This is a genomic window from Streptomyces sp. NPDC050161, from assembly GCF_044460025.1.
Taxonomy (GTDB): Bacteria; Actinomycetota; Actinomycetes; order Streptomycetales; family Streptomycetaceae; genus Streptomyces.
This window is the reverse complement of record NZ_JBITJM010000011.1, coordinates 132,673-155,543: the sequence shown is the minus strand read 5'-3', so window position 1 is coordinate 155,543 and position 22,871 is coordinate 132,673. Positions and strand designations below refer to the sequence as shown.

Sequence of the window (22,871 nt, the reverse complement as noted above, 5' to 3'; positions counted from 1 at the left end):
ACGGGTCGTTTTCGATCATCTTGTTGACCTCGTGAGTGCACCAGCATGCAGCATCCGGACGGAGATGTGCCAAGCACGACGGCCCGTGCGCAGCACCTGGCTGCGGACGGGCCGTCGGGATGCCTGGCGCGGGGTCAGCTCTTGGGCTTGCCGAAGGACGGCAGGGCGGAGCCGTCGCTGTAGGTCTTCTCGATGTACTTCTTGACCGCGTCGGAGTTGAGGAGCTTGGCGAGCTTCTCGACCCGCGGGTCGTCCTCGTTGCCCTTCTTCACGGCGAGGAAGTTGGCGTACGGGTTGCCCTGGACCGGCTCGATGGCCAGGGCGTCCTTGGACGGCTTGAGCTTGGCGGGGATGGCGTAGTTGCCGTTGATCGCCGCGGCGTCGTAGTCAGGCAGGGAGGACGGCAGGGTCTCGGCCTTGGCCTCTTCGAACTTCAGGCCCTTGGGGTCCTTGATGTCGTTGAGACCGGGGTTGTCGGCGTTCTTGTCCTTGAGGACGATCAGGCCCTTGGAGTCGAGCAGCTTGAGGGCGCGGCCCTGGTTGCTGGGGTCGTTGGGGACGCCGATGACGCTGCCGGAGCCGAGTTCCGAGAGCTTGGTGTGCTTCTTGGAGTAGAGGCCCATCGGCTCCAGGTGCACGTTGACCACCGGGACGAGGTGGCCGTTCTGCTTCTTGTTGTACTCGTCGAGGTATTCCTTGTGCTGGAAGTAGTTGGCGTCCAGCTCCCCGTTCTCGGTGGCGGGGTCGACGAGCGTGTAGTCCTCGAAGGTGCGGACGTTGAGCTTGAGCCCTTCCTTCGACGCCAGGTTCTTCTTGACGTAGTCGAGGATCTGGCCCTGCGGGACGGACGTGGCCCCGACGGTGAGCGGCGCGCCGGCGTCGTCCTTCTTGCCGGTGTCGGGGTCGGACGGGGCGCTGCACGCGCCGAGTCCGAAGGTGAGGGCTGCGGCGGCCACGACCGCCCCGGTGATCTTGATGGTGTTACGCACGAAGAGTGCCTTTCTTGCGGGTGTGTCGTCCGGCAAAGGGTCCGGACTCCGGGTCACGGAAGACGCGTCAGATCTTGGCGGTCTCCTCGGACGGCTTGCGCGGTCCGGGCAGGCGCAGCAGTCGTACGGGACTGTCGGCGCGGGAGGAGCGGCGGGACAGGATGCGCACCGCGAGGTCGCCGATGAGCTGGACGAGGGTCACGATGACGATGATGAGGACCACCGTGACGATCATGAAGCGGGTGTCGAAGCGCTGCTGCCCGTAGGTGATGGCGACGCTGCCGAGTCCGCCCGCGCCCAGGGCGCCGGCCATCGCGGAGTAGCTGATGACGGTGATGACGGTGTTGGTCAGACCGGCCACGAGTGAGGGCATGGACTGCGGGAGCAGGACCTTGAAGACGATGGTCCAGGTGCCGCCGCCCATGGACTGGGCCGCCTCGACGAGTCCGCCGTCGACCTCGCGCACCGAGGTCTCCACCAGCCGCGCGAAGAACGGTATGGCGCCGATGGCGAGCGGGACGACCGCCGCGCTCGGGCCGATCGAGGTGCCGATCACGAAGCGGGTGAAGGGGATCAGGGCGATCATCAGGATGACGAAAGGCAGCGAGCGGCCGATGTTCACGACGACGCTGATGACCTTGTTGACCACGGCGTTCTGCAACTGTCCGCCGCGCTCGGTGAGCACCAGCAGCACACCGAGCGGCAGACCGCCGACGACGGCCCACACGGTCGCCCACCACACCATGAAGAAGGTGTCGAGACACGCGTTGTAGAGCAGCGGCTGCATGTCGGTCCAGCTCACTTGGCACCTTCCTTCAGGGACGAGGCGCCGGGCGCCGGGGACGTGGCGGGCTCATCGGCGGCGTCGGCGACGTCCACCTGCAACCCCTGTTCGCGGAGGAAGCCGATGGGGACGACGTTCTCGTCGAACGGGCCGGGCAGCGCGATCCGCATCCGTCCTACCTGCTTGCCGCCGATGGTGTCCATGGCGGCGCCGAGGATCGAGATGTCGACGTTGTAGGTACGTGACAGCTCGGAGATGACGGGGCGGGTGGCGGCGTCGCCGTGGAAGGTGACGTCCACGACCGTGCGGCCGTCGGCGGAGGGCTCGCCGCCGACCGGGAACAGCTCGCGGGCCAGTTCGGAGCCGGGGGTGGCGAGGAGTTCGGCGACGGTGCCCTGTTCGACGACGCGGCCGTTCTTCATCAGCGCCGCCGAGTCGCAGATGGTCTTGACGACGTCCATCTCGTGCGTGATGAGGACGACGGTGAGGCCGAGCTGCTGGTTGAGGTCGCGCAGCAGCTGGAGGATGGAGCGGGTGGTCTCCGGGTCCAGGGCGCTGGTGGCCTCGTCGGAGAGCAGCACCTTGGGGTCGCCTGCCAGGGCGCGGGCGATGCCGACGCGCTGCTTCTGGCCGCCGGAGAGCTGGGCGGGGTACGCCTTGGCCTTGTCGGCGAGGCCGACGAGGTCGAGCAGTTCGAGTGCCTTGCGGGCGCGTTCGCGGCGGTCGACCTTGAGGATTTCCAGGGGCAGTTCGACGTTGTCCTGGACGGTGCGCGAGGACAGCAGGTTGAAGTGCTGGAAGACCATGCCGATGTGGCTGCGGGCGGCGCGCAGGGCGGCGCCCGCGCGCTTCTGGTTGCCGGCGAGCGCGGTGAGGTCCTGGCCGGCCACGGTGACCGTGCCGGAGCTGGGGCGCTCCAGGAGGTTGAGGCAGCGGATGAGGGTGGATTTACCGGCGCCGCTCTGGCCGATGACGCCGTACACCTCGCCCTCGCGGACGTGCAGGTCGACGCCGTCCAGGGCGGTGACTACGCGGTCGCCCGATCGGTAGACCTTGGTCAGGCCCGTTGTGGTGATCACAGGGAATTCCGTCACTGTCGAGTGCTCGGCGGCTCGCCCGCCGGGCACGGGGCATTCTTGCGAGTGCGGCATGGGGGAACCGGGGAAGGCGGGCTCGGGGCCGGGCTTCGGGTTCCGGTGACGCGCGGGGCGGCCGGTTCCGCGGGGACGGACGTATTCGGCACATGGCAGCAGTCTCGCTTCGGGGCGCGAGGCTCAGGCGGGGGCCCTCAGCGGTCACACATTCGACACATGCAACGAGCACCGGGCGTCGTGATCGCCTCGGTCGCAGGGGTGCGGCTGCTCGTCGTGGTCATAGCGGCCAGTAAACCAGACGGCTCCGCGCGCCCCTCAAGCCTGTCCGCATAACGGACAGGGCCGATCGGAGGGTGGACGGCGGGCCCGCCGCCACGATCTCCACCACCCCCTCGCCGGCCTGCGCGGATGCCGCTGGGAAGCCGGGAAGGCCGCCGGCGCCGGGCACACACAGCACCGGCAGGTTGTGGCCAACACCACGGCCCCTGTCCCGGCAGCAGGACGCGGCGGCACCGGCCGGCCCCACCGTGCCGGGCCACCGCGGCGCGCCGGGGCCGGACGCAGCCGCCCGCCGGGCGCCGATTAGCATCGCCTCATGCCCCACAACCCCACGGTGCGCCGCCGTGCCGCGCGGAGGTCCCGGTGATCGACGCCCTGACGATCGTGGTCGCCGTGACCGCTCTCGCCCTGGCCGCCTGGTGCGGTGTCGCCACGTACCGCGACGAGCCGACGAAGGACTGGCACTTCATCGGCATGGCCGTCGTCTCGCTCCTCGGCATCGTCCAACTGGTCGTCGCCGTCGTGCAGTTGGCGCGCGGACAGTCGCCCGATCAGGGCACTGCGATCTTCGTCGCGTATCTGGTCGGGGCGGCGGCCTGCATCCCGGCGACCGGGTTCATGTCGCTCTCCGAGCGCACCCGCTGGGGTTCGGCCACCGTCACGGCGGGCGCCGTGGTGCTTGCGGTGCTGGAAGTAAGGCTTTTCGACATCTGGGGAGGCGGCAGTGCCTGAGACCTCTGCGACCACCGCGGCGAAGACCGCCGCCCCGGCCGGGGGACGGCGCTCGCTCGGCACCGGACCCGGGCGGCTGCTGGTCACGCTCTACGGCGTCTTCACCGTCGCCGCCGCGTCCCGCTCGCTCTACCAGCTGATCGCCCAGTTCGACGTGGCCCCGCTGCCGTACATCCTGTCGGCGGTCTCCGCCGTCGTCTACGGCTTCATCACCTTCTCGCTGGTGCGCGGCGGCGAAGGGGCCCGCAGGGCGGCGTTCGCCTGCTGCGCCCTGGAACTGCTCGGGGTGCTGGGCATCGGCACCTGGACGCTGGCCGACCCGTCCGCCTTCCCCGACGCCACGGTCTGGTCCGACTACGGCATGGGCTATCTCTTCATCCCGGTCATCCTGCCGGTCACCGGCCTCGTCTGGCTGCGCAGGTCCCGTACCGCGTAGCCGTCCCGCCTGTGGTGGTGCGGGGTCCGCGGCGAGTCGCCGTACGGGCCCCGCACCGCTTCGTCAGGCTCCGGCCGCGTACGCCGCGGCGGCGGCCGGCTTCTCCAGCGTGATCACGCTGAGCCTGCGGGTGACCTCATCCGTCCCGACGGGCGCGTAGCCGTGGCTGCGGTAGAGGTGCAGACCGGCCTCGCTGCGGTGGCCGGTGAACAGGCGGTAGCGCTTGGCCGCCCGCTCCTCGCCGAGCCTGGCCTCGACCGCCGCGAGCAGCCGGCCGCCCAGGCCGTGCCGCTGGAGCCTGGGGTGCACGATGAGCTTGGCTATGTCGGCGGTGCCTTCGGCGTCGACCGTGCCGCGTACCGAGCCGACCACCTCCGCGCCGAGCCTGGCCACCAGCACGCAGCCGTCGCCCAGTTCCGTACGGAGCGCCGCGAGGCTCTGGGTGAGCGGCTCGATGCCGTAGTCGTCGTACAGCGCGGCCTCCGACTGGTAACAGAGGTACTGGAGTTTGAGGATCTGCTCGGCGTCCTGGTCGGTCGCCGCAGAGATGGTCACGCTCGTGCCCATGCGCGTCTGCCTCCCCTTTTCGGTTCGCTGTGGCCGGGCGCGCTGAGGGTGTTGGGGGTACGCCCGGAACGAATGGCCCTGACCGGCGGCGCCTGGGGTACGCGCCGCCGCCATGGCGTGACTGACACTGCTGCACTCCGCACTCCCCGGAATTCGGCAGCGGCAATCTCCGCCGCGAGCATTCTGCGACGGCAAAGGGGACAACCGGAACGGACCGGCCCCAAGCTCCCCTGTGACTTTGCCAACTCCGATGAGCGGCGCAGGGGGTGGAACCGGTCCGGTGCGGGCGGCCTGGCGGTCAGCCCTTGCGGAACTCCGCGGCGGCCAGCAGCGCGGTGTCGGGGTTGTCGGAGAACAGCCCGTCGATGCCGGTGCCGAGGTACGCCCGGAAGACGGCGAGGGAGTCGCCGTACGCCTGGGGGTCGCTGCCGTGGCGGTGATCGGCGGGCAGGAAGGGGTTCTCGTTGCGGACGGTGTAGGGGTGCAGCACCAGACCGGCGGCGTGCGCGTCCTTGACGACCGAGGTCGGCTCGCCGAGCCTGTCGTCCTTGTCCCAGGGGATGATCACGGTCAGGTCCGGGCCTATGCCCTGTGCGAAGCCGGCTATCCACGCCAGGCCCTTGGGCGTGATCAGGTCGGCGACCGTCCGCGGGTCACCGGAGTCGACGAAGTCCCACGGCTGGGTGTCGGGGGTGGAGAGCAGGACGACCTTGGGGCAGTCCACCAGCTTGCCGAGCCGCTGGAGGCTGCTGGGCTCGAAGGACTGGAGGAAGTTCGGCGCGTGCTTCTTGTGCCTGCCGTACTTGCGCAGCGCCTTGGCCAGCCGCTCCTCCAAACCGAGGCCCAGCTTGCGGAAGTAGGTGGGGTGCTTGGTCTCGATGTGCAGCCAGACCCGGCGGCCCCGCTTGCGGCCCTCGCGCTCGGCCCACTGGAGCACCTCGTCGAAGGAGGGCACCTCCCACACCCCGTCGTACAGGGTGTTGTGCTGCCGGTTGCCCGGAATGCGCTCCTTGGCGCGCAGCGTCTTGATCTCGGCGAGCGTGAAGTCCTCGGTGAACCAGCCGGTGTGCTTCTCGCCGTCGACGGTCTTGGTGGTCTTGCGGTCGGCGAACTCGGGGTGGTCGGCGACGTCCGTGGTGGCGGTGATGTCGTTCTCGTGCCGGCAGACCAGATGTCCGTCCTTGGTGGGGACGACGTCCTGCTCGATGATGTCCGCGCCCATGTCGAGGGCGAGTTGGTACGAGCCGAAGGTGTGCTCGGGGCGGTAGCCGCTGGCTCCGCGGTGGCCGACGATCAGCGGCACCGGCAGTTCGTGGCCCGCGCCGCCGTGGCCCGCCGCGCCACGGTCACCGGACGCGGCGGTGCGCCCTGCCGCGCCCGCCTGTCCGGCCGCGCCCAGTACCGCCGCGCCCGCGCCCAGGGCCGCTGCCCCCAGTACCGTCCGGCGTCCCGGCTGCTGCCGCTTGTACATCCCCGCTCCTTGCTCCGTGCTGTATCGGTCGTCCCTGACCTGCGGTTGGGACCGTCCGATCGTATGCACGACCGGGGGCATCCGGGGAGACGGGCAGCGGTGTGAGAGGGAACATGGGACAAACGCGTGTCAACTCTGCGTATCCGTCCGGTGAACCCGATGTGCGGGCGGAGGTGACCCGCGAGTATCGTCCAGAGCCGCTAAGTAGTCCTGCATCTGCTCGCTTCGACCAGCCACGCCCGGAGGGCCCGTTGTCCCGCATTCTGCTGAAGGCGATTCTCGGATTCGTCATGCGCGTCCTGTACCGCCCCACGGTCGAGGGCATGGAGCACATCCCGGACACCGGCCCCGTCATCATGGCCGGCAACCACGTCACCTTCATCGACTCGCTGTTCCTGAGCCTGGTGGTCAAACGCCCCGTCTACTTCATCGGCAAGGACGAGTACGTCACCGGCAAGGGCGTCAAGGGCCGCCTGATGGCCTGGTTCTTCACCAGCTCCGGGATGATCCCGGTGGACCGGGACGGCGGACGCGGCGGCGTCGCGGCGCTGATGACCGGCCGTCGGATCCTGGAGGACGGCCACGCCTTCGGCATCTACCCCGAGGGCACCCGCTCCCCCGACGGCCGGCTCTACCGCGGCCGTACCGGCATCGCCAGGCTCGCGCTGATGACCGGCGCGCCCGTCGTGCCGTTCGCGATGATCGGCACCGACAAGGTGCAGCCCGGCGGCAAGGGCCGGCCGCACGTCGCCCCGGTGACCGTCCGCTTCGGCAAGGCGCTGGACTTCGCCCGCTACGACGGCATGGACCGCGACCGCTACGTCCTGCGCGCGGTGACCGACGAGGTCATGAGCGACGTCATGGAGCTGTCGGGCCAGGAGTACGTCGACATCTACGCCACGAAGGCCAGGGTCGCCTGACCCACCGTCCGCCGCACGGGCCGCATCCCTCACGGGGTGCGGCCCGTCGCCGTATCCCGGGCGGGGTCAGCAGGGCACCCGGAAGCCGCCGGGCGCGCGCTGTCCCTCGGCGCCGCCGGTCCGCGCGGCGCGCAGGGCCGCCTCGGGCCGCGGCATCGCGCTGCCGTCCGCCTGCCGCAGCTGCGCCCGTTCGGTGACGGTGCCGACGCGGGCGCCTGGCACGTCCGCGTTCTTCACCCGCACCCGGTCCAGGGCCGCGGGCGCCAGCGTCTTCGTGGTCCGTACGTAGGAGACGAAGCTCTCGAAGTCCCTGGTGTGCCGCACCGGAGCGGTGAAGCCCAGGAAGGCGCTGAAGCCGTCCTGGTTGATGAGGGTGTACGAGGGGGCGGCGAGCCGGTAGGAGCGGGCCGGGTCGAGGGCCTTGCCGTCGATGAGGACATCGGCGGGGTCGACGCGTTTGCCCACCGGGCCCGCGGCGTCGAAGGAGTAGCGGACGTTGGCGGAGACGGCCAGCGGCGCGAAGGACAGGACGCCGCCGGAGGCCGGCGCCCACTGTTCCTCCAGCGCGTCGTGGATCTGCGCGCCGGTGACGGTCACCGTCATGACCGGGTCGCCGAACCCGACGGCGTTCCACGCCTTCCCGAACGTGACGGTGCCGCCGGAGGCTTCGTCGCGTACCAGGTCGGCGGCGATGACGGCCTGTCCGATGCGCGGCGCGACGGCGATGACGGCGAGGTCGGCTGGGGTGTTGGCGGGCCCGCCGGAGTCGGCTGCCGGGTCGAGCGGCTGCCGTCCCGCCCACAGCGCCCAGTCGGCCGCGAGGTCGCCCATGGTGCTCTCGCCCGCGGCGTTGCCGGCGCGGGTGAACGATCCGGTCTGGGTGCCGAGCGCGGTGGCGGCGCGCCGGGTTCCGTAGCCGGCCCAGTAGTCGGCGATCTCCCGCAGCTCCGGATCGGGGGTGATGTCACGGGTGTTGGGGTGGTTGGTGGTCGTGGTCAGGGACCGGACGACGGCCCCCGTGACGGGGTCGAGGCGCAGGTTGATCTCGTTGATGAGCTGCCCGTAGCAGCCCGCTTCGACGAACGGGCGGGGGGTGCCGTCGGGATCGGGCAGCATCATGGAGAAGGCGCAGTGCCAGTGTCCTGTGACGATCGCGTCGATGTCGGGCGAGGCGCGCAGGGCCAGTTCGTAGGCAGGTCCCGAGGGGTTGCTGCCGCTGTTGAAGTCGCTGCCCGCCACGGCGCCGTCGTGCATGCTCAGCACGATGGCGTTGACGCCGCGGGCCTTGAGTTCGGCGGCGCGGCTGTTGGCGGTCTCCAGTTCGTCCAGGGTGCGCAGTCCCGGCTGGTAGGAGCCGGGGAAGGATTCGGTGCCGACGGCGGTCAGGTGGATGAAGCCGACCGGCAGCGTACGGCCGCCGCCGGCGTCCACCTGCACGATGTTGTACGGCGGCAGCACCGTCTTCCCCGTGCCCGACCAGACCATGTTGGCGCTGTAGTAGGGGAAGTCGGCGCCGTGGAACCGCCGTCCTGTGGAGTCCTTGAAGGCGTCGTCGCGGTCGATGACGGGGAAGGGCTTCCCCGCTGCCATGTGCGAGGTGAGGAAGGCCGCCGACTTGTCGAACTCGTGGTTGCCCGCGGAGGCGAAGTCCAGGCCCATCGCGTTCAGGGCCTCGATGGTGGGCTCGTCGGCGAGCGAGGAGACGTCGAACTCCCAGCCGGAGAAGAGGTCGCCGGGCGCGAAGAAGACGGAGTTGGTGCGGCCGGCCCGCAGCGCCTTCAGGTGCGCGCCCATGTACGCCACCCCGCCCACGGTGTAGGTGCGGCCACCGGCGCCGGTGATGACGGAGTTGCCGCCCGGGGCGCCCTGGAGGAAGCCGTGCAGGTCGGTGATGCTGAGCAGTTGCACATCGACGTATTCGGTGGCGGTGGCCGCGTCGCGTGCGTGGTCGGTGGCGTAGGCGCGGCTGCCGATGGCGCCGGTGGTGGCCAGGGCTCCGGCCGCGGTGAAGAAGGAGCGTCGTCCGATCTCGCGCACTGCGTCACTCTCCTGAACGGGCCCGACCGAGGGGAACGGACGGAGAGTCAAACGGGCGGGTCGGGCCGGCCGGCCTCCGGGACGCGTCCCGGACGTGAACAGGCGGCGGACAGCGGTCCCGGCGGCGTGCCGTATGGATCATGGCGCTCGCGTCGCGCGCCGCCCGGCAGGACACGCCCCGCCGGCGCGCGCCGGGCACCACCGTCCCCCGTCCGCCGCAGGCAGGCGCGTTCCGCGGCCGTACGGAAGGGGGACGGGGGCGGTGCCCGGGTTACGCGGATCCGGCGGGGCGCTCGGGCACGGTCTCCGGCTCGGGCTCGGGGCTCTCGCCCAGCTCCTGGCCGTGCAGCAGGAACCACGCGGCGACCGACGCGGCCAGCAGCACCGCGGCGCCGACCCCGGCCGCCACGTCGAGTCCGTCGACGAAGGCGTCCTGAGCGGTCTTCAGCAGCGCGGCGGCCTGGTCCTGCGGGAGCGACGAGGCGGCGTCGACGGCGCCGCCCAGGGATTCCCTGGCCGCGTCGGCCGGGGCCTCCGGTACGCCGGACGGGGTGGCGAAGCCGCGGTAGATGCCGGTGACGATGGAGCCGAGCAGGGCGATGCCCAGCGCGGCGCCCAGCTCGTAGGCCGTCTCGGAGACCGCGGACGCGGCGCCCGCCTCGTCCCTGGGCACGCTGGAGAGGATCACGTCGGCGGTGACGGTGAAGGCGAATCCGGCGCCGATGCCGACGACGAAGAGGATGGTGGCCAGCGCGAGGGTGCCGGTGTCGGCGTGCAGGGTGACGCAGCCGGCCAGCGCGAGCCCGACGACCGCCAGGCCGCCGGCCACCACGATGCGCACGGACAGCCGTCTGGCGACGTATCCGGCGGCGAGTCCTGCGCCCACCGCGCCGATCGCGGCGGGGAGTTCGGTGAGCCCGGCGTTCAGCGGCGAGCGCAGTTGCACCATCTGGAGGAACTGGGAGAGGAAGAAGACGAGCCCGGACAGGCCCAGGATGGTCAGCAGGTCGGCGAGTACCGCCCCGGAGAAGCCGCGGTGGTGGAAGAGCTTCATGTTCAGCAGCGGCGAGGGCAGCGCGTACTGGCGGCGGACGAAGACGACCAGCGCCAGGATGCCGATGGCGGCGGCCACCGCGATGTCCCAGCGGAAGCCGTGCACCGCGGCTTCCTTGATGGCGTAGACCACGCCGACGATGCCGACCAGCGAGAGGGCGACGCTGGGGATGTCCCACGGTCCCGGGTCCGGGTTGCGGGATTCGGGGATCACCCGGGCGCCGACGACCACCAGCAGCGCCATCACCGGCAGGTTGATCAGGAAGACCGAGCCCCACCAGAAGTGGCCGAGCAGGAAGCCGCCGAGTACCGGCCCGACGGCGGTGCCGGCCGAGGCCATCGCGCCCCAGATGCCGACCGCGAGGCTGCGTTCCTTCGGGTCGTGGAAGAGGTTGCGGATCAGCGCGAGGGTGGAGGGCATCAGCGTCGCGCCGGCCACGCCGAGCAGGGCGCGGGCCGCGATCATCATCTCCGGGCTGGTGGCGTACGCGCACAGCGCCGACATCGCGCCGAACGCGACGGAACCGATGAGCAGCAGCTTCTTACGGCCGATCCGGTCACCGAGGCTGCCCATCGAGACCAGTAGGCCGGCGATGACGAAGGAGTAGATGTCGCCGATCCACAGCAGTTGGGTGCCCGACGGCTTCAGGTCCTCGCTGAGGAAGGGGGTCGCCAGGCCGAGGACCGTGGCGTCCACACCGACCAGCAGTACGGCGAGGACGAGGACGGCGAGCGCGAGCCAGCGTCCTGGGCGGGGGTGGTCCTCGTGGGCCGAACCTGCCGGTCCCACCGCTGCGCTCTCGCTCATTTCTCCATGCTCCGTCGGATGCCGCCGAGCAGCAGCTCGGCGATCGAGTGGGTGAGGTCGTTACGGGCGACGCGGCCTTCCTGGACGGCCCACGCGCCGGCGCCGACGAGTCCGTAGAACGCCTCGGTCAGCCAGGTCGCGCTCAGGTCGATGCGGAAGTCGCCCTCTTCCTGGCCGCGGCGGAACAGCGCGTGGATGCGTGTGTCGAGGCGGGCCCAGCCCGAGTTGACCTCCTCGCCCTCGAACAGCTGGTTCTCGGTGAACAGGAAGGCCAGCACGCCGGCGACCGGCTGCGCCTCGGCGACCAGCCGGCGCAGCGCGGTGGCGGCGTCGTCCTCGTCGAGCCCGGCGGCGTCCATCGCCTGGGCGAGCTGTTCTATGCCGAACTGTTCCAGGGCACGGATCAGCGCGTCGCGGCCCGCGAAGTGCCGGTGCAGGGTGGCCCTGCTGATCCCGGCGGCGCGGGCGATCTCGTCCATGGAGGAGGTCGACCGGCGCGCGAGCAGCGCGGCGGCTTCTTCCAGTACATGTGCACGATCCACGGCCATGAGACGCACCTTAACGGAATGAGACGTGAATGTCTCATTCCATACGTAGGGCGCTCCCTGGGTGCATGTCGGTCCCCGCCGGGCCGAAACGGCGGCGGCCCCCACCCGGCCGATCGGGTGGGGGCCGCCGCACGGGCAGGGCGCGGTGTCCCTACGTCGTCGGCTGCTTCGCCGTGGCCCAGGCCCGCTGCGTCGCCAGGTCCGCCATCACCTCGGCGAGCTGGACGGCGACGGCGGACGGCGCGGTGCCGCCCCGGCCGCTGCGCGAGGCGAGCGCGCCCGGCACGTTGAGCACGGTGCGGACCTCGGGGGTCAGATGCGGCGAGATCTTGGCGAACTGCTCGTCGGTGAGCTCGTCCAGCTCGATGCCGTGCGCCTCGCACTCCTTGACGCACTCACCGGCGACCTCGTGCGCGACCCGGAACGGCACGCCCTGCTTGACCAGCCACTCCGCGATGTCGGTGGCGAGCGAGAAGCCGGCGGGCGCCAGCTCCGCCATGCGCTCCCGGTTCACGGTGAGCGTGGCCATCATGCCGGTGAAGGCGGGCAGCAGGACCTCCAGCTGGTCGCAGGAGTCAAAGACCGGCTCCTTGTCCTCCTGGAGGTCGCGGTTGTAGGCGAGCGGCAGCGCCTTGAGCGTGGCCATCAGGCCGGTCAGGTTGCCGATGAGGCGGCCCGACTTGCCGCGCGCCAGCTCGGCGATGTCCGGGTTCTTCTTCTGCGGCATGATCGACGAGCCGGTGGAGAAGGCGTCGTGCAGGGTCACGAAGGAGAACTCCTTCGTGTTCCAGATGATGACCTCCTCGGCGATCCGGGAGAGGTTGACGCCGGCCATCGCGGTGATGAAGGCGAACTCGGCGACGAAGTCACGGGAGGCCGTGCCGTCGATGGAGTTGCCCGCGCTGCCGTGCTCGAAGCCGAGGTCGGCGGCGACCGCCTCCGGGTCGAGGCCGAGCGAGGAGCCGGCCAGCGCGCCGGAACCGTACGGGGACACGGCGGTCCGCTCGTCCCACTGCCGCAGCCGCTCGGCGTCCCGGGACAGCGACTGGACGTGGGCCAGCACGTGGTGGGCGAAGAGCACCGGCTGGGCGTGCTGGAGGTGGGTGCGGCCCGGCATCGCGACGTCAGGGTGCGCCTCGGCGAGGCCGACCAGCGCCTCCTGGAGCTCGACGAGCAGGCCGCCGATGATCCGGGCGTGGTCGCGCAGGTACATCCGGAAGAGCGTGGCGACCTGGTCGTTGCGGGACCGGCCGGCCCGCAGCTTGCCGCCGAGGTCGGCGCCGAGCCGCTCCAACAGGCCGCGTTCCAGGGCGGTGTGCACGTCCTCGTCGGCGACGGTGCCGGTGAAGGACCCGTCGGCGACATCGGCCGCCAGCCGGTCGAGTCCGGCCAGCATCCGCTCCAGCTCGTCGGCGGTGAGCAGCCCCGCCTTGTGCAGCACCCGGGCGTGCGCGCGGGATCCGGCGATGTCGTAGGGGGCCAGCCGCCAGTCGAAGTGGACCGAAGCGGACAGCTGGGCGAGTGCCTCGGCCGGTCCGTCGGCGAACCGGCCGCCCCAGAGCCGGACGTCTCCCGTGCCCTTGTCGATCGAATCGGCGCCGTTGCTCACTGCTGCTCCTCAAGGCTGTGACGGTACGACCGCTTCCCCGCGCGGGGCGGGGAAGCGGGGTGGTGCCGGAAAGTGACGGGTCCTGGGCTCAGCCCTGGTCGCGCCGGGCGGCGATCTTGCTGGACATTCCGAAGAGCTCGATGAAGCCCTTGGACAGCGACTGGTCGAAGGTGTCGCCGGTGTCGTAGGTCGCCAGGTGGAAATCGTAGAGCGACTCGGCGGACTTCCGGCCGGTGACGACCGCACGGCCGCCGTGCAGGGTCATCCGGATGTCGCCGGTGACGTGCTGGTTGGCCTCGGCGATGAAGCCGTCCAGGGCGCGCTTGAGCGGCGAGAACCACAGGCCGTCGTAGACCAGTTCGCCCCAGCGCTGCTCGACCTGCCGCTTGTAGCGGGCGAGTTCACGCTCGACGGTGACGTTCTCCAGCTCCTGGTGCGCGGTGATCAGCGCGATGGCACCGGGAGCTTCGTAGACCTCGCGGGACTTGATGCCGACCAGCCGGTCCTCGACCATGTCGATCCGGCCGATGCCCTGGGCGCCGGCCCGGACGTTGAGCTGCTGGATCGCCTCCAGGACGGTGACGGGCCTGCCGTCGATCGCCACCGGGACACCCTGCTGGAAGGTGATGACGACCTCGTCGGCCTCGCGCGCGGTGGCCGGGTTCTCGGTGTACTCGTAGACGTCCTCGATCGGCGCGTTCCAGATGTCCTCCAGGAAGCCGGTCTCGACGGCCCGCCCGAAGACGTTCTGGTCGATGGAGTACGGCGACTTCTTGGTGGTCGCGATCGGGAGGTTCTTCGCCTCGCAGAAGGCGATGGCCTTGTCCCGGGTCATCGCGTAGTCACGGACCGGGGCGATGCAGGTGAGGTCGGGGGCGAGGGAGGAGATGCCGGCCTCGAAGCGGACCTGGTCGTTGCCCTTGCCGGTGCAGCCGTGGGCGACGGTGGAGGCGCCGTGCTTCTCGGCGGCGGCCACCAGGTGCTTGACGATGGCCGGCCGCGAGAGGGCGGAGACCAGCGGGTAGCGGTCCATGTAGAGGGCGTTCGCCTGGATCGCCGGGAGGCAGTACTCGTCGGCGAACTCGTTCCTGGCGTCCGCGACCTCGGCCTCGACGGCGCCGCAGGCCAGGGCGCGCTTGCGGATGACGTCCAGGTCCTCGCCGCCCTGGCCGACGTCCACGGCAACGGCGATGACCTCGGCGCCCGTCTCCTCGGCGATCCAGCCGATGCAGACAGAGGTGTCCAGGCCGCCCGAGTAGGCGAGTACGACGCGCTCGGTCACGGGTTTCTCCTTACGGTGCATACGCTGATGAGCATAAGTATGCACTCCACCGTATGTTTCGTCAATGAGCGAGCGACGTCGCAGGTCAGCGGTGTCTCTACCGGGTCGCGCGGGCCGTCAGCCGGTCTCGCGCAGTGCCTCCAGCAGGATCTGTACGTGGCTGTGCGGCAGGTCCTTCGTCGCGGTCAGCAGCGTCAGCGGGCCGTCGGACGCCAGCTCGCGCAGCCGCCGCAGGGCCGCCTGCGGCTGCGGCCCGGCCAGCTCCTCGCGGTAGCGGCCGGCAAACCCGTCGAACCGCTCCGGGTCGTGGCCGTACCAGCGGCGCAGGCCGGACGAGGGCGCGGCGTCCTTGCACCACTCCGTCAGCCGGGCGTCCTCCTTGGAGACGCCGCGCGGCCACAGCCGGTCGACCAGCACCCGCGCGCCGTCGGCGGGGTCGGCCCGGTCATAGATCCGGCGCACCTGGATGCCGCTCCCCGACCCCCCGCGTCCCGGGTGTCCGGTGCCGGGCGATTCCTTGGCCATGCCCTCATCGAAACACGTCGGGCGCCGCTTCGCCGGTGCGCGCGAGGCCCCCGCGCACCCCCTCCAGGAGGCCGGTCGGATGGCCGTCGGGGGCCCCGCTTTGGAATCAGGGCACCGGACAGGGTATTTTTCTTCTGCACGCGCCGACCGGAGAACATCCGGGCGGACGAGCACCGGGACGTGGCGCAGCTTGGTAGCGCACTTGACTGGGGGTCAAGGGGTCGCAGGTTCAAATCCTGTCGTCCCGACGGTGCGAAAACCCGCTGACCGGAGAGAAATCTCCAGGTCAGCGGGTTTTTTCGTGTGAGCGGCCGGTCAGACCTGCGCGCCGGTGCCCGGCCGCCGCCCCGGGCCGCGGCGGGCGCCCGCCGCTCCCCTCCTGCCGGATCCGCGGCCGGCCGGGCTCGGCGCGGGACTGCCGCTGCGCGCCTCCAGCGCGATGGCCAGCGGCGTCGCGGTGAACATCGACGAGTACGTGCCGACGCCGATGCCGATCAGCAGGGCCACGGCGAAGTCGGTCAGCGAGTCGCCGCCCAGCACGGCGAGCGCGGCGAGGATGAAGACCGCGCCGATGCCGGTGTTGACGGTGCGCGGCACGGTCTCCAGGAGCGCCCGGTCGGCGATCTGCGCGAACGGGGTGCGGCGGGCCGCCGCCCACAGCTCGCGCACCCGGTCGAAGACCACGACGGAGTCGTTGACGGAGTAGCCGATGACCGTCAGCAGCGCCGCCAGGAAGACCCCGTCGACCGGTTTGCCCAGCCAGGCGAAGACGCCGACGAGGATCAGCACGTCGTGTGCCATCGCGGCGACCGCGGAGAGGGCGAACGTCCAGCGGAAGCGCAGCGCCAGGTAGGCCATCTGGCCCGCGAGCGCCACACCGAGGGCGATCAGCGCGTTGCGGCGCAGTTCGTCGCCGAGGCTGGGCCCGATCAGCTCGTCGCGTACCTTCTGCGCGCCGCCGCCCAGCTCGTCGACCACCGTGCCGACCCGGTCCTCCTGCTCGCCGGTCAGCCGCTCGGTGCGGACGGTCAGCTCCCCGTCGCCCGATGTCTGGACCACCGCCCGCGGGAAGCCCGCGTCGCCCAGGGCGGTACGGGCCCGCTCGGCGTCGACGGGGGACTGGGTGGTGTAGGCGATCTGCCGGCCGCCGGTGAACTCCACCCCGAAGTCGAGGCCGCGCAGCGCGATCCCGCCGGTGGCCAGGATCAGGGCGGCGGCGGATCCGGCGAGCCAGCGGCGCCGGTGGCGCATGAGGGACGGGCCGCGGCGGACGAGCAGCCGGCGCACCCGTCCGTGACCTGCGATGCCGGACAGCCGCGGGCGGCGCTCCAGCGGCTTGCGGGTCACCGCGTACTCGGCCAGGACCCGGGTGATGAGCAGGGCGCTGACCATGGAGGCGAGCACGCCGATGGACAGCGTGACGCCGAAGCCGCGGACCGGCCCGGAGGCGAACAGGAACAGCAGTCCGGCGGCGAGCAGGGTGGTGGCGTTGGAGTCGGCGATGGCGCTGAAGGCGTGCCGGAAGCCGGCCGTCAGGGCGGTGCGCAGGCTCCGGGGCGCGGCACCGTCGCGGCGGGGCGTGCGCCCGGCCGCGTACTCCTCCCTGGCCCGTTCAAAGACCAGCACGTTGGCGTCCACCGCCATCCCGACGGCGAGCACGAAACCGGCGAGCCCGGGGAGGGTCAGGGTCGCGCCGACGGCGAGCAGCGCCGCGTACGAGAGGAGCGCGTAGCAGGCCAGGGCGAGCGTCGCGAGGGCGCCGAGCAGCCGGTAGACGACGGTGAGGAAGACGGCGGTCAGCGCGATGCCGATGGCCGCCGCGCGAGCGCTGGAGTCGATGGCCGCGGCGCCCAGCGTCGGCCCCACCGTCCGCTGTTCCACGACCTCGACGGGGACCGGCAGTGCGCCGCCGTTGACCAGCAGGGCCAGTTCGGTCGCCGTCTCCTGGTCGAATCCGCCGGTGATCCGCGTCGAGCCGCCGGTGATTCCGGTGCCGCAGGCCACCGAGGTGTCGACCTGCGGCGAGGAGATGATCTTGTCGTCCAGGACGATGGCGGCCCGCCTGGCCGGATCCCCCGGCGGCGCGCAGGCCGCCTCACCGGTCAGCCCGGCCCAGGCCCGCTCCCCCGCGCCGCGCAGATCGAGGCCGACGAACCAGCCGGAACCGGTCTCCGCGTCGAACCGCGCGTCGGCCCGGTCCACCTCGGCGCCGGTCAGGGCGGGCGGCCCCAGGCGCAGGTGGGCGCCGGACGCGTCCGGGAGCACCTTTCCTGCCGGGTCGGCGGGTTCCTTCCCCTTGTGGCCGGTGGGCTGCTGCGGCCCCGCCGCCGTGCCGATGACCGGGTGGACGGTCAACTGGGCGGTGCGGCCGAGCACTTCGGTGGCCTGCTCGGGGTCCTGGACGCCGGGAAGTTCCACGACGATCCGGTGGTCACCTGAGCGGGCGATGGACGGTTCGGCGACACCGAGGGCGTCCACCCGGCGGCGCAGCACCTCCAGCGTGCGGTCGGTCGCGTCCCGGTCGGCATCGGCCGTCGGGGAGTCGCGGGTCTCCAGGACGATCTGCGTACCGCCGCGCAGATCGAGACCGAGCCGGACGGGCTGCGTCACGGCGAGAAAGACGGACAGGGCTAGCAGGGCGAGCGCGAACAGCGCCCGCACCGTGGTGGCGCGGGTCATCAATGCCTCCAACAGGCGCACCGCGGCCGGGAGTTGTCCGGGCGCGGCGAAGAGCGACGGGGATGCCGGTCAGCTGCTGGAGCGGGGCGGGGCGCGGTCCAGGCACCGCCCGGCGTACGGGGGGTGGTCCTGGCGGGCGGGTCCGGGGCGGGGCGGGCGGGGTCCGGCGCGCAGTGGGGGCGCCCAAAGGTACGCGCACGCCGTGCCGGGCGCGGGGAGGTGCGGGTGGCCGGGCTCGCCGTCGCACGGCGCGCCGGGGCGCAGCGCGGACAGCGGGGGCCTGGCGCAGGGGGTGGCCTGGTGCCGGACGCCGGGATGCGAGGTGCCGGTGTGCGGAGTGCCTGAGTGCGGGGCGTACGGAAGCGGTGCCGCGGTGGCCCGGGTGGCGGGCGCGGGGCCCGCGGTCGCCGGTGCCGCGGCCGGGAGGAGGCCGACGAGGAGTGCGGTGAGCGTGAGCAGGACGCGCAGCGCGTGGCCGCCCCTGACGCGGAGCGCGCCGCCGGGCCGCCGTACGGTCCGCCGCGCCATGCCCCCTCCTCGTGTCCGGTGTGTCTCTGCCCCAGCCCGCTCCCGTCCGCGGCGCGTTACGGCTCGATCAGGCCGACCCTGATCGCGTAGCGGGTCAGCTCCAGGCGGTCCCGCATGCCGAGCTTGTGCAGCATGTTCGCGCGGTGGCGTTCGACCGTCTTGACGCTGATGACCAGGGTATGGGCGATCTCCTTCGACGAGTGGCCCTCGGCGATCAGCTTGAGGATCTCCTCCTCGCGCACGGTGAGCACCTTGTCGGGGACGTCGTCGCCCTGCCGTACGCGGTCGAGGTAGTTGCGGATCAGGGCGGTGACCGCGCCCGGGTAGAGGAACGGCTCGCCGCGGATCGCGGCGCGGCAGGCTTCCACCAGGTCACGGTCGGCGACCGACTTGAGCACGTAGCCGGACGCGCCCGCCTTCAGCGCCTCGAAGAAGTACTGCTCGTTGTCGTACATCGTCACCATCAGGATGCGCAGGCCCGGTTGGAGCGCGGAGAGTTCGCGGGCCGCCTGGAGGCCGGTCATCCGTGGCATCGCGACGTCCAGGATGGCGAGGTCGGGGCGGCTGCTGCGGGCCAGCGCCAGCGCCTCGGCGCCGTCCCCTGCCTCGGCGACGACTTCGAGGTCGGGCTCGCCGTCCAGGATGAGCCGGATGCCGCGGCGGACCAGCGCGTGGTCGTCGGCGAGGAGGATACGGGCCGGGCGCGGGGTGCCGGTGCGGGGCGGATGCGTCATGCGGCGTCCCGGGGCAGCGGAACGGTCAGCCGGACCCGGGCGCCGCCCGCGGGTCCTGGCCCGATGTCAAGCCCTGCGTCGATGAGCAGGGCACGTTCGCGCATCCCGCGGATGCCGGCGCCCTCCCAGGCGTGGCCGAGCCCGCGGCCGTCGTCGCAGACGTCCAGCACCACCTCGGTACCGGAGTGCCGCAGGGTCAGCTCGACGTGTGCCGCGCCCGCGTGCCGGGCCGCGTTGGTCAGCGCTTCCTGGGCGACGCGGTAGAGCACCAGCTCCGTCTCCGGGTCCAGGGGCGGCAGGTCGGGGGCGCAGCGGCGCTGCACGGCGAGGCCGGTGTGGGTGGCGTAGTCGGTGGTGAGCGCGGTCAGCGCGCTCACCAGGCCGAGGTCGTCCAGGACGCCGGGGCGCAGCCGGCGGGCGATCCTGCGGACCTCGTCCAGGCTCTGCCGGGTGGTTTCCTGGGCGTGCTGGAGGTCGGCGCGCAGGGCTTCGGGGGCGCGGTCGGCGACACGTTTGAGTTCGAGCAGTACGGCGGTCATGCTCTGTCCCACCTCGTCGTGGAGTTCCTGGGCGATGCGGCGCCTTTCGGCCTCCTGGGCGGAGAGCACCCGGGCGGTGCTGGTGGCCCGCTCGGCCTCAAGACGGTCGAGCATCTCGTTGAAGGTGCGCAGCAGTTGGGCGACCCCGCCGTGTCCGTTGACCGGCAGCCGGCGGCCCTGCCGCAGCAGGTCGACGGTGGTCATCTGCCGGGCCAGCCGGTCCAGCGGGGCCAGCCCGATGCGCAGCAGCGCCGCGTTGGCGACGAGCATGACGACCAGGCCGCCGACCAGGACGACGGCCTCGGTGAGCACGACGGGGACGGATACGGTCACCGGCGCCCACAGCAGCAGCGCGGTGGCCGCGCCCAGCACCACCGCGTTGAGCCCGAAGATCCGCCAGAACAACGACACGGTCACAGCGTGCAAAACCTCCTCGTTTCGGTCACTCTCCCATTCGCCGCGCCCACGGGAACGGCCGGGTCCTGACCGCCGGGGCCCGGTACGGCCCAGCCTGCCGTCGGCAGGGACGCCGCGTCGATCGGGTACGGCAGCCATCCGCGGTGTCCGAAACGCGGGGCGCGGGCGGGCGGTTACAGCCCCGGCGCCCCCGGAAATGGGTGCCTGCCCCCATGGCGGGAGGCGGCGCGGGCGGCCAGGGTGGGGCCATTCCCGTTCGTTCGCCCTCGACCCCGCAGCACCTGCCCGCCCCGAAAGGAACGTCCCTCATGTCGCCAGAAGCGGCCCACGCCGATCCCCGAGCCGAGCGGCTCGCCGCGCACGACGCCCGCGGGCGCCTCGCGCACGAGCGCCGATCCCGGCTGGCGCAGATCGCCGCGATCGAGGAGAGCGCGCCGCCCGGCGGTGACGCGCTGCTGACGGGGCAGATCCGTGCGATCCGGCAGGTGCTCGCCGAGATCGACGCGGCGGTTGCCCGCCTGGACGCGGGGACGTACGGCGACTGCGGGCGGTGCGCCAAGCCGGTGCCCGTCGAACGCCTTGAGATCCTGCCGTACGCCCGCTGCTGCGTCGGCTGCCAGGAACGCACCGCCTGACCGGCGCAGGACGCGCCGCTCTCCCCTGTCGCCTCTCCCGGAGGATGTGACGTCGTGCCCCACCAGGTCACCGATGCCGGCCAGGCCGGACTCGGACCCGATGAACTGGCCGCGCTGCGCGCGAACCTGGAGGACCAGCGCCGGTTCCGCCACGAGCAGCTGCGGGAGTTCGGACGGTCCCGCGCCTGCGCCTCACCGGGGCGGCTTGAGGTACACGTCCAACTGGTGGCCTCCGCACGGATGGTGCTGGTGGACGTGGAGGCCGCCCTGGAGCGGATGGACCGCGGCGACTACGGCGGCTGCCGGCGCTGCGGTCTGCCGATTCCGTTCGCGCGTCTGGAGATCGTGCCGCAGGCCCGGTACTGCGGCGGCTGCCACCGGGCCGGGGAGGCGGCGCGCTGAGCGCCGGTGCCGCGCTCGGCGCCGCCGTCCCGGCCGGTGGGCTCAGTGCGGCTTCTGTGCCAGCCGCAGCAGATGGTCGGCCAGCGCCTGGCCGCCCGCGGGGTCGCGGCTGATCAGCATCAGTGTGTCGTCGCCCGCGATGGTGCCGAGGATGTCGTGCAGTTCGGCCTGGTCGATGGCCGAGGCGAGGAACTGCGCGGCGCCCGGCGGGGTGCGCAGCACGACGAGGTTGGCCGACGCCTCGGCCGAGATGAGCAGTTCGCCGGAGAGCCTGCGCATCCGCTCTTCCTTGGCCGACTCCCCCAGCGGCGCCCGCGGCGTGCGGTCGCCGCCCTCGCTCGGCACCGCGTAGATCAGCTCACCGCCGGTGTTGCGGATCTTCACCGCGCCCAGTTCGTCCAGGTCGCGGGAGAGCGTCGCCTGGGTGACGGTGAGCCCGTCGTCGGCGAGCAGCTTCGCGAGCTGGCTCTGGGAGCGGACCGCCTGCCGGTTGAGGATGTCCACGATCCGGCGGTGGCGGGCGGTGCGGGTCTGCGGTACGGCCTGGCCGCCGGCCTGCGTCTCGTTGTCCTGCGCCTCGGTCATCGTTGTCGTCAGTCTCCGGATCGTTGTTCCCCGTTGGCCCCTTCGAGGACCGTGTCGAGGACGGCGGGCAGCCTGTGGAGGAACGTATCCGCATCGTCCTCGGAGAGGATCAGCGGCGGGGCGAGCCGGATGACGTCCGGCGCGACCGCGTTCACCAGCAGGCCCGCGTCCTGAGCCGCCTGCTGCACCTGGGGCGCGAGGGGCTCGGTCAAGACGATACCCAGGAGGAGACCCGCGCCGCGGACTTGGTCGACCAGAGGGTGCGCCGACGCCTCGACACCCGCGCGCAGCCGCTCGCCGACCCGCTTGACGTGATCGAGCAGCCCGTCCGCCTCGATGGTGTCCAGCACGGCGAGCGCGGCGGCGCAGACGATCGGGTTGCCGCTGAACGTCGAGCCGTGCGAGCCGGGTGTCAGCAGCTCGGCGGCCGGGCCGAAGGCCAGCGTCGCGCCGATGGGCAGGCCGCCGCCCAGGCCCTTGGCGAGGGTGATCACGTCGGCCTCGACACCCGGCGCCTGGGACGCGAACCAGTGCCCGGTCCTGCCGATGCCGGTCTGGATCTCGTCGAGCACCAGCAGGGTGCCGGTGGCCGCGGTGATCTCCCGGGCGGCCTGGAGGTAGCCGGGCGGCGGCGGGACGACGCCGTTCTCACCCTGGAGGGGTTCGAGGATGACGAGAGCGGTGTCGGTGGTGACGGCGGCCCGGAGTGCCTCGACGTCGCCGTACGGGACGTGGTCGACGTCGCCGGGCAGCGGCGCGAAGGGGGCCTGCTTGGCGGGCTGGGCGGTGAGCGCGAGCGCGCCCATGGTCCGGCCGTGGAAGCCGCCGGCCGCGGAGACCATGTGCCGGCGCCCGGTCAGCCGGCCGATCTTGAAGGCGGCTTCGACGGCCTCGGCGCCCGAGTTGGAGAAGTAGACCCGCCCCTGGCGGCCGGCCAGCGCGAGCAGCCGTTCGGCGAGGGCGACCGTCGGCTCGGCGACGAAGAAGTTGGAGACGTGGCCGAGGGTGGCGACCTGGTCGGACACGGCGCGGACCACCGCGGGGTGGGCATGGCCGAGCGCGTTGACGGCGATCCCGCCGAGGAAGTCGAGGTATTCCTTGCCGTCGGCGTCCCACAGGTGGGTGCCTTCGCCGCGGACCAGGGCCAGACGCGGGGTGCCGAAGTTGTCCATCATGGCGCCCTGCCAGCGCCGTCCGAGGTCCGCGTTGTCCATCGGG

General features: G+C 72.0%; 22 protein-coding genes and 1 tRNA gene. 6 read left to right on the top strand and 17 right to left on the bottom strand.

The window, feature by feature from the left end; translation table 11 throughout:
* Window positions 1–134: 134 nt before the first annotated feature.
* The 3 genes from ACIBK8_RS19785 to ACIBK8_RS19775 form a co-directional block, all read right to left on the bottom strand.
* Window positions 135–989, bottom strand: coding sequence for a MetQ/NlpA family ABC transporter substrate-binding protein (locus tag ACIBK8_RS19785; protein WP_399043127.1), 855 nt, complete (start codon window positions 987–989; stop codon window positions 135–137).
* A 67-nt stretch (window positions 990–1,056) separates the two neighbouring features.
* Window positions 1,057–1,791 (bottom strand): methionine ABC transporter permease, encoded by a 735-nt coding sequence (locus tag ACIBK8_RS19780; RefSeq protein WP_399043126.1) that lies wholly within the window; start codon window positions 1,789–1,791, stop codon window positions 1,057–1,059.
* Entirely contained in the window at window positions 1,788–2,852 is a 1,065-nt protein-coding gene (locus tag ACIBK8_RS19775; RefSeq protein ID WP_399043125.1) for a methionine ABC transporter ATP-binding protein, read from the bottom strand. Before ACIBK8_RS19775 ends, ACIBK8_RS19780 begins: the two co-directional genes overlap by 4 nt.
* Window positions 2,853–3,509: 657 nt before the next feature.
* Between ACIBK8_RS19775 and ACIBK8_RS19770 the strand changes: the two genes are divergently transcribed.
* The gene (locus tag ACIBK8_RS19770; protein WP_393686070.1) at window positions 3,510–3,878 is read left to right on the top strand and encodes a hypothetical protein; all 369 of its coding nucleotides are present in this window, start codon (window positions 3,510–3,512) and stop codon (window positions 3,876–3,878) included.
* On the top strand, window positions 3,871–4,314 hold the full coding sequence (locus ACIBK8_RS19765) for a hypothetical protein (protein ID WP_399043124.1): 444 nt from the start codon (window positions 3,871–3,873) through the stop codon (window positions 4,312–4,314). Before ACIBK8_RS19770 ends, ACIBK8_RS19765 begins: the two co-directional genes overlap by 8 nt.
* A 63-nt stretch (window positions 4,315–4,377) precedes the next feature.
* Here ACIBK8_RS19765 and ACIBK8_RS19760 read toward each other — a convergent pair whose 3' ends face one another.
* Both ACIBK8_RS19760 and ACIBK8_RS19755 read right to left on the bottom strand, forming a co-directional pair.
* Window positions 4,378–4,881 carry a GNAT family N-acetyltransferase gene (locus ACIBK8_RS19760; protein WP_393686074.1) on the bottom strand — a complete coding sequence of 168 codons (504 nt, stop codon included), beginning with the start codon at window positions 4,879–4,881 and terminating at the stop codon, window positions 4,378–4,380.
* A 298-nt stretch (window positions 4,882–5,179) separates the two neighbouring features.
* The gene (locus ACIBK8_RS19755) at window positions 5,180–6,352 is read right to left on the bottom strand and encodes a glycerophosphodiester phosphodiesterase (protein ID WP_399043123.1); all 1,173 of its coding nucleotides are present in this window, start codon (window positions 6,350–6,352) and stop codon (window positions 5,180–5,182) included.
* Window positions 6,353–6,603: 251 nt separating this feature from the next.
* Between ACIBK8_RS19755 and ACIBK8_RS19750 the strand changes: the two genes are divergently transcribed.
* Window positions 6,604–7,272 (top strand): lysophospholipid acyltransferase family protein, encoded by a 669-nt coding sequence (locus tag ACIBK8_RS19750; protein ID WP_399043122.1) that lies wholly within the window; start codon window positions 6,604–6,606, stop codon window positions 7,270–7,272.
* Between the two features lie 66 nt (window positions 7,273–7,338).
* Here the strand turns inward: ACIBK8_RS19750 and ACIBK8_RS19745 are convergent, their stop codons facing one another.
* The 6 genes from ACIBK8_RS19745 to ACIBK8_RS19720 form a co-directional block, all read right to left on the bottom strand.
* Window positions 7,339–9,309, bottom strand: coding sequence for a bifunctional metallophosphatase/5'-nucleotidase (locus tag ACIBK8_RS19745; protein WP_399043121.1), 1,971 nt, complete (start codon window positions 9,307–9,309; stop codon window positions 7,339–7,341).
* Between the two features lie 271 nt (window positions 9,310–9,580).
* Window positions 9,581–11,170, bottom strand: coding sequence for an MFS transporter (locus ACIBK8_RS19740; protein ID WP_399043120.1), 1,590 nt, complete (start codon window positions 11,168–11,170; stop codon window positions 9,581–9,583).
* Window positions 11,167–11,718 carry a TetR/AcrR family transcriptional regulator gene (locus ACIBK8_RS19735; protein ID WP_399043119.1) on the bottom strand — a complete coding sequence of 184 codons (552 nt, stop codon included), beginning with the start codon at window positions 11,716–11,718 and terminating at the stop codon, window positions 11,167–11,169. The genes ACIBK8_RS19740 and ACIBK8_RS19735 overlap by 4 nt, the downstream gene beginning before the upstream one ends.
* A gap of 151 nt (window positions 11,719–11,869) precedes the next feature.
* Window positions 11,870–13,306: an argininosuccinate lyase gene (gene argH / locus ACIBK8_RS19730; protein WP_399043191.1), complete on the bottom strand. Its 1,437-nt coding sequence runs from the start codon at window positions 13,304–13,306 to the stop codon at window positions 11,870–11,872.
* A gap of 109 nt (window positions 13,307–13,415) precedes the next feature.
* Window positions 13,416–14,609, bottom strand: coding sequence for an argininosuccinate synthase (locus ACIBK8_RS19725; protein ID WP_399043118.1), 1,194 nt, complete (start codon window positions 14,607–14,609; stop codon window positions 13,416–13,418).
* 117 nt (window positions 14,610–14,726) lie between these two features.
* On the bottom strand, window positions 14,727–15,134 hold the full coding sequence (locus ACIBK8_RS19720; RefSeq protein WP_399043117.1) for a DUF488 domain-containing protein: 408 nt from the start codon (window positions 15,132–15,134) through the stop codon (window positions 14,727–14,729).
* Between the two features lie 174 nt (window positions 15,135–15,308).
* Between ACIBK8_RS19720 and ACIBK8_RS19715 the strand changes: the two genes are divergently transcribed.
* A tRNA-Pro gene (locus ACIBK8_RS19715) sits at window positions 15,309–15,382 on the top strand.
* 67 nt (window positions 15,383–15,449) lie between these two features.
* Here ACIBK8_RS19715 and secD read toward each other — a convergent pair.
* The 4 genes from secD to ACIBK8_RS19695 all read right to left on the bottom strand — a co-directional run bounded on the left by secD (window position 15,450) and on the right by ACIBK8_RS19695 (window position 20,025).
* Window positions 15,450–17,813 (bottom strand): protein translocase subunit SecD, encoded by a 2,364-nt coding sequence (secD, locus tag ACIBK8_RS19710; protein ID WP_399043116.1) that lies wholly within the window; start codon window positions 17,811–17,813, stop codon window positions 15,450–15,452.
* A 69-nt stretch (window positions 17,814–17,882) separates the two neighbouring features.
* Entirely contained in the window at window positions 17,883–18,341 is a 459-nt protein-coding gene (locus ACIBK8_RS19705) for a hypothetical protein (protein ID WP_399043115.1), read from the bottom strand.
* Between the two features lie 56 nt (window positions 18,342–18,397).
* Window positions 18,398–19,075, bottom strand: a complete 678-nt coding sequence (locus ACIBK8_RS19700) for a response regulator (RefSeq protein ID WP_393686090.1) — start codon at window positions 19,073–19,075, stop codon at window positions 18,398–18,400.
* Window positions 19,072–20,025: a HAMP domain-containing sensor histidine kinase gene (locus tag ACIBK8_RS19695; protein ID WP_399043114.1), complete on the bottom strand. Its 954-nt coding sequence runs from the start codon at window positions 20,023–20,025 to the stop codon at window positions 19,072–19,074. The genes ACIBK8_RS19700 and ACIBK8_RS19695 overlap by 4 nt, the downstream gene beginning before the upstream one ends.
* A gap of 314 nt (window positions 20,026–20,339) precedes the next feature.
* Between ACIBK8_RS19695 and ACIBK8_RS19690 the strand changes: the two genes are divergently transcribed.
* Both ACIBK8_RS19690 and ACIBK8_RS19685 read left to right on the top strand, forming a co-directional pair.
* Window positions 20,340–20,666 carry a TraR/DksA family transcriptional regulator gene (locus ACIBK8_RS19690; protein WP_393686092.1) on the top strand — a complete coding sequence of 109 codons (327 nt, stop codon included), beginning with the start codon at window positions 20,340–20,342 and terminating at the stop codon, window positions 20,664–20,666.
* A 54-nt stretch (window positions 20,667–20,720) separates the two neighbouring features.
* Window positions 20,721–21,068 (top strand): TraR/DksA family transcriptional regulator, encoded by a 348-nt coding sequence (locus tag ACIBK8_RS19685; protein WP_399043113.1) that lies wholly within the window; start codon window positions 20,721–20,723, stop codon window positions 21,066–21,068.
* Between the two features lie 42 nt (window positions 21,069–21,110).
* Here ACIBK8_RS19685 and ACIBK8_RS19680 read toward each other — a convergent pair whose 3' ends face one another.
* Window positions 21,111–21,653 carry an arginine repressor gene (locus tag ACIBK8_RS19680; RefSeq protein WP_393686095.1) on the bottom strand — a complete coding sequence of 181 codons (543 nt, stop codon included), beginning with the start codon at window positions 21,651–21,653 and terminating at the stop codon, window positions 21,111–21,113.
* Window positions 21,654–21,661: 8 nt separating this feature from the next.
* Window positions 21,662–22,867: an acetylornithine transaminase gene (locus tag ACIBK8_RS19675; protein ID WP_399043190.1), complete on the bottom strand. Its 1,206-nt coding sequence runs from the start codon at window positions 22,865–22,867 to the stop codon at window positions 21,662–21,664.
* Between the last annotated feature and the right edge of the window lie 4 nt (window positions 22,868–22,871).

What these genes read in the sequence shown, in the direction of transcription:
- secD (WP_399043116.1), bottom strand. Translation starts at nt 17,813, where the DNA reads ATGACCCGCGCCACCACGGTGCGGGCGCTGTTCGCGCTCGCCCTGCTA.
- ACIBK8_RS19690 (WP_393686092.1), top strand. Translation starts at nt 20,340, where the DNA reads ATGTCGCCAGAAGCGGCCCACGCCGATCCCCGAGCCGAGCGGCTCGCC.
- ACIBK8_RS19700 (WP_393686090.1), bottom strand. Translation starts at nt 19,075, where the DNA reads ATGACGCATCCGCCCCGCACCGGCACCCCGCGCCCGGCCCGTATCCTC.
- ACIBK8_RS19740 (WP_399043120.1), bottom strand. Translation starts at nt 11,170, where the DNA reads ATGAGCGAGAGCGCAGCGGTGGGACCGGCAGGTTCGGCCCACGAGGAC.
- ACIBK8_RS19720 (WP_399043117.1), bottom strand. Translation starts at nt 15,134, where the DNA reads ATGGCCAAGGAATCGCCCGGCACCGGACACCCGGGACGCGGGGGGTCG.
- ACIBK8_RS19705 (WP_399043115.1), bottom strand. Translation starts at nt 18,341, where the DNA reads ATGGCGCGGCGGACCGTACGGCGGCCCGGCGGCGCGCTCCGCGTCAGG.
- ACIBK8_RS19755 (WP_399043123.1), bottom strand. Translation starts at nt 6,352, where the DNA reads ATGTACAAGCGGCAGCAGCCGGGACGCCGGACGGTACTGGGGGCAGCG.
- ACIBK8_RS19735 (WP_399043119.1), bottom strand. Translation starts at nt 11,718, where the DNA reads ATGGCCGTGGATCGTGCACATGTACTGGAAGAAGCCGCCGCGCTGCTC.
- ACIBK8_RS19675 (WP_399043190.1), bottom strand. Translation starts at nt 22,867, where the DNA reads ATGGACAACGCGGACCTCGGACGGCGCTGGCAGGGCGCCATGATGGAC.
- ACIBK8_RS19680 (WP_393686095.1), bottom strand. Translation starts at nt 21,653, where the DNA reads ATGACCGAGGCGCAGGACAACGAGACGCAGGCCGGCGGCCAGGCCGTA.
- ACIBK8_RS19760 (WP_393686074.1), bottom strand. Translation starts at nt 4,881, where the DNA reads ATGGGCACGAGCGTGACCATCTCTGCGGCGACCGACCAGGACGCCGAG.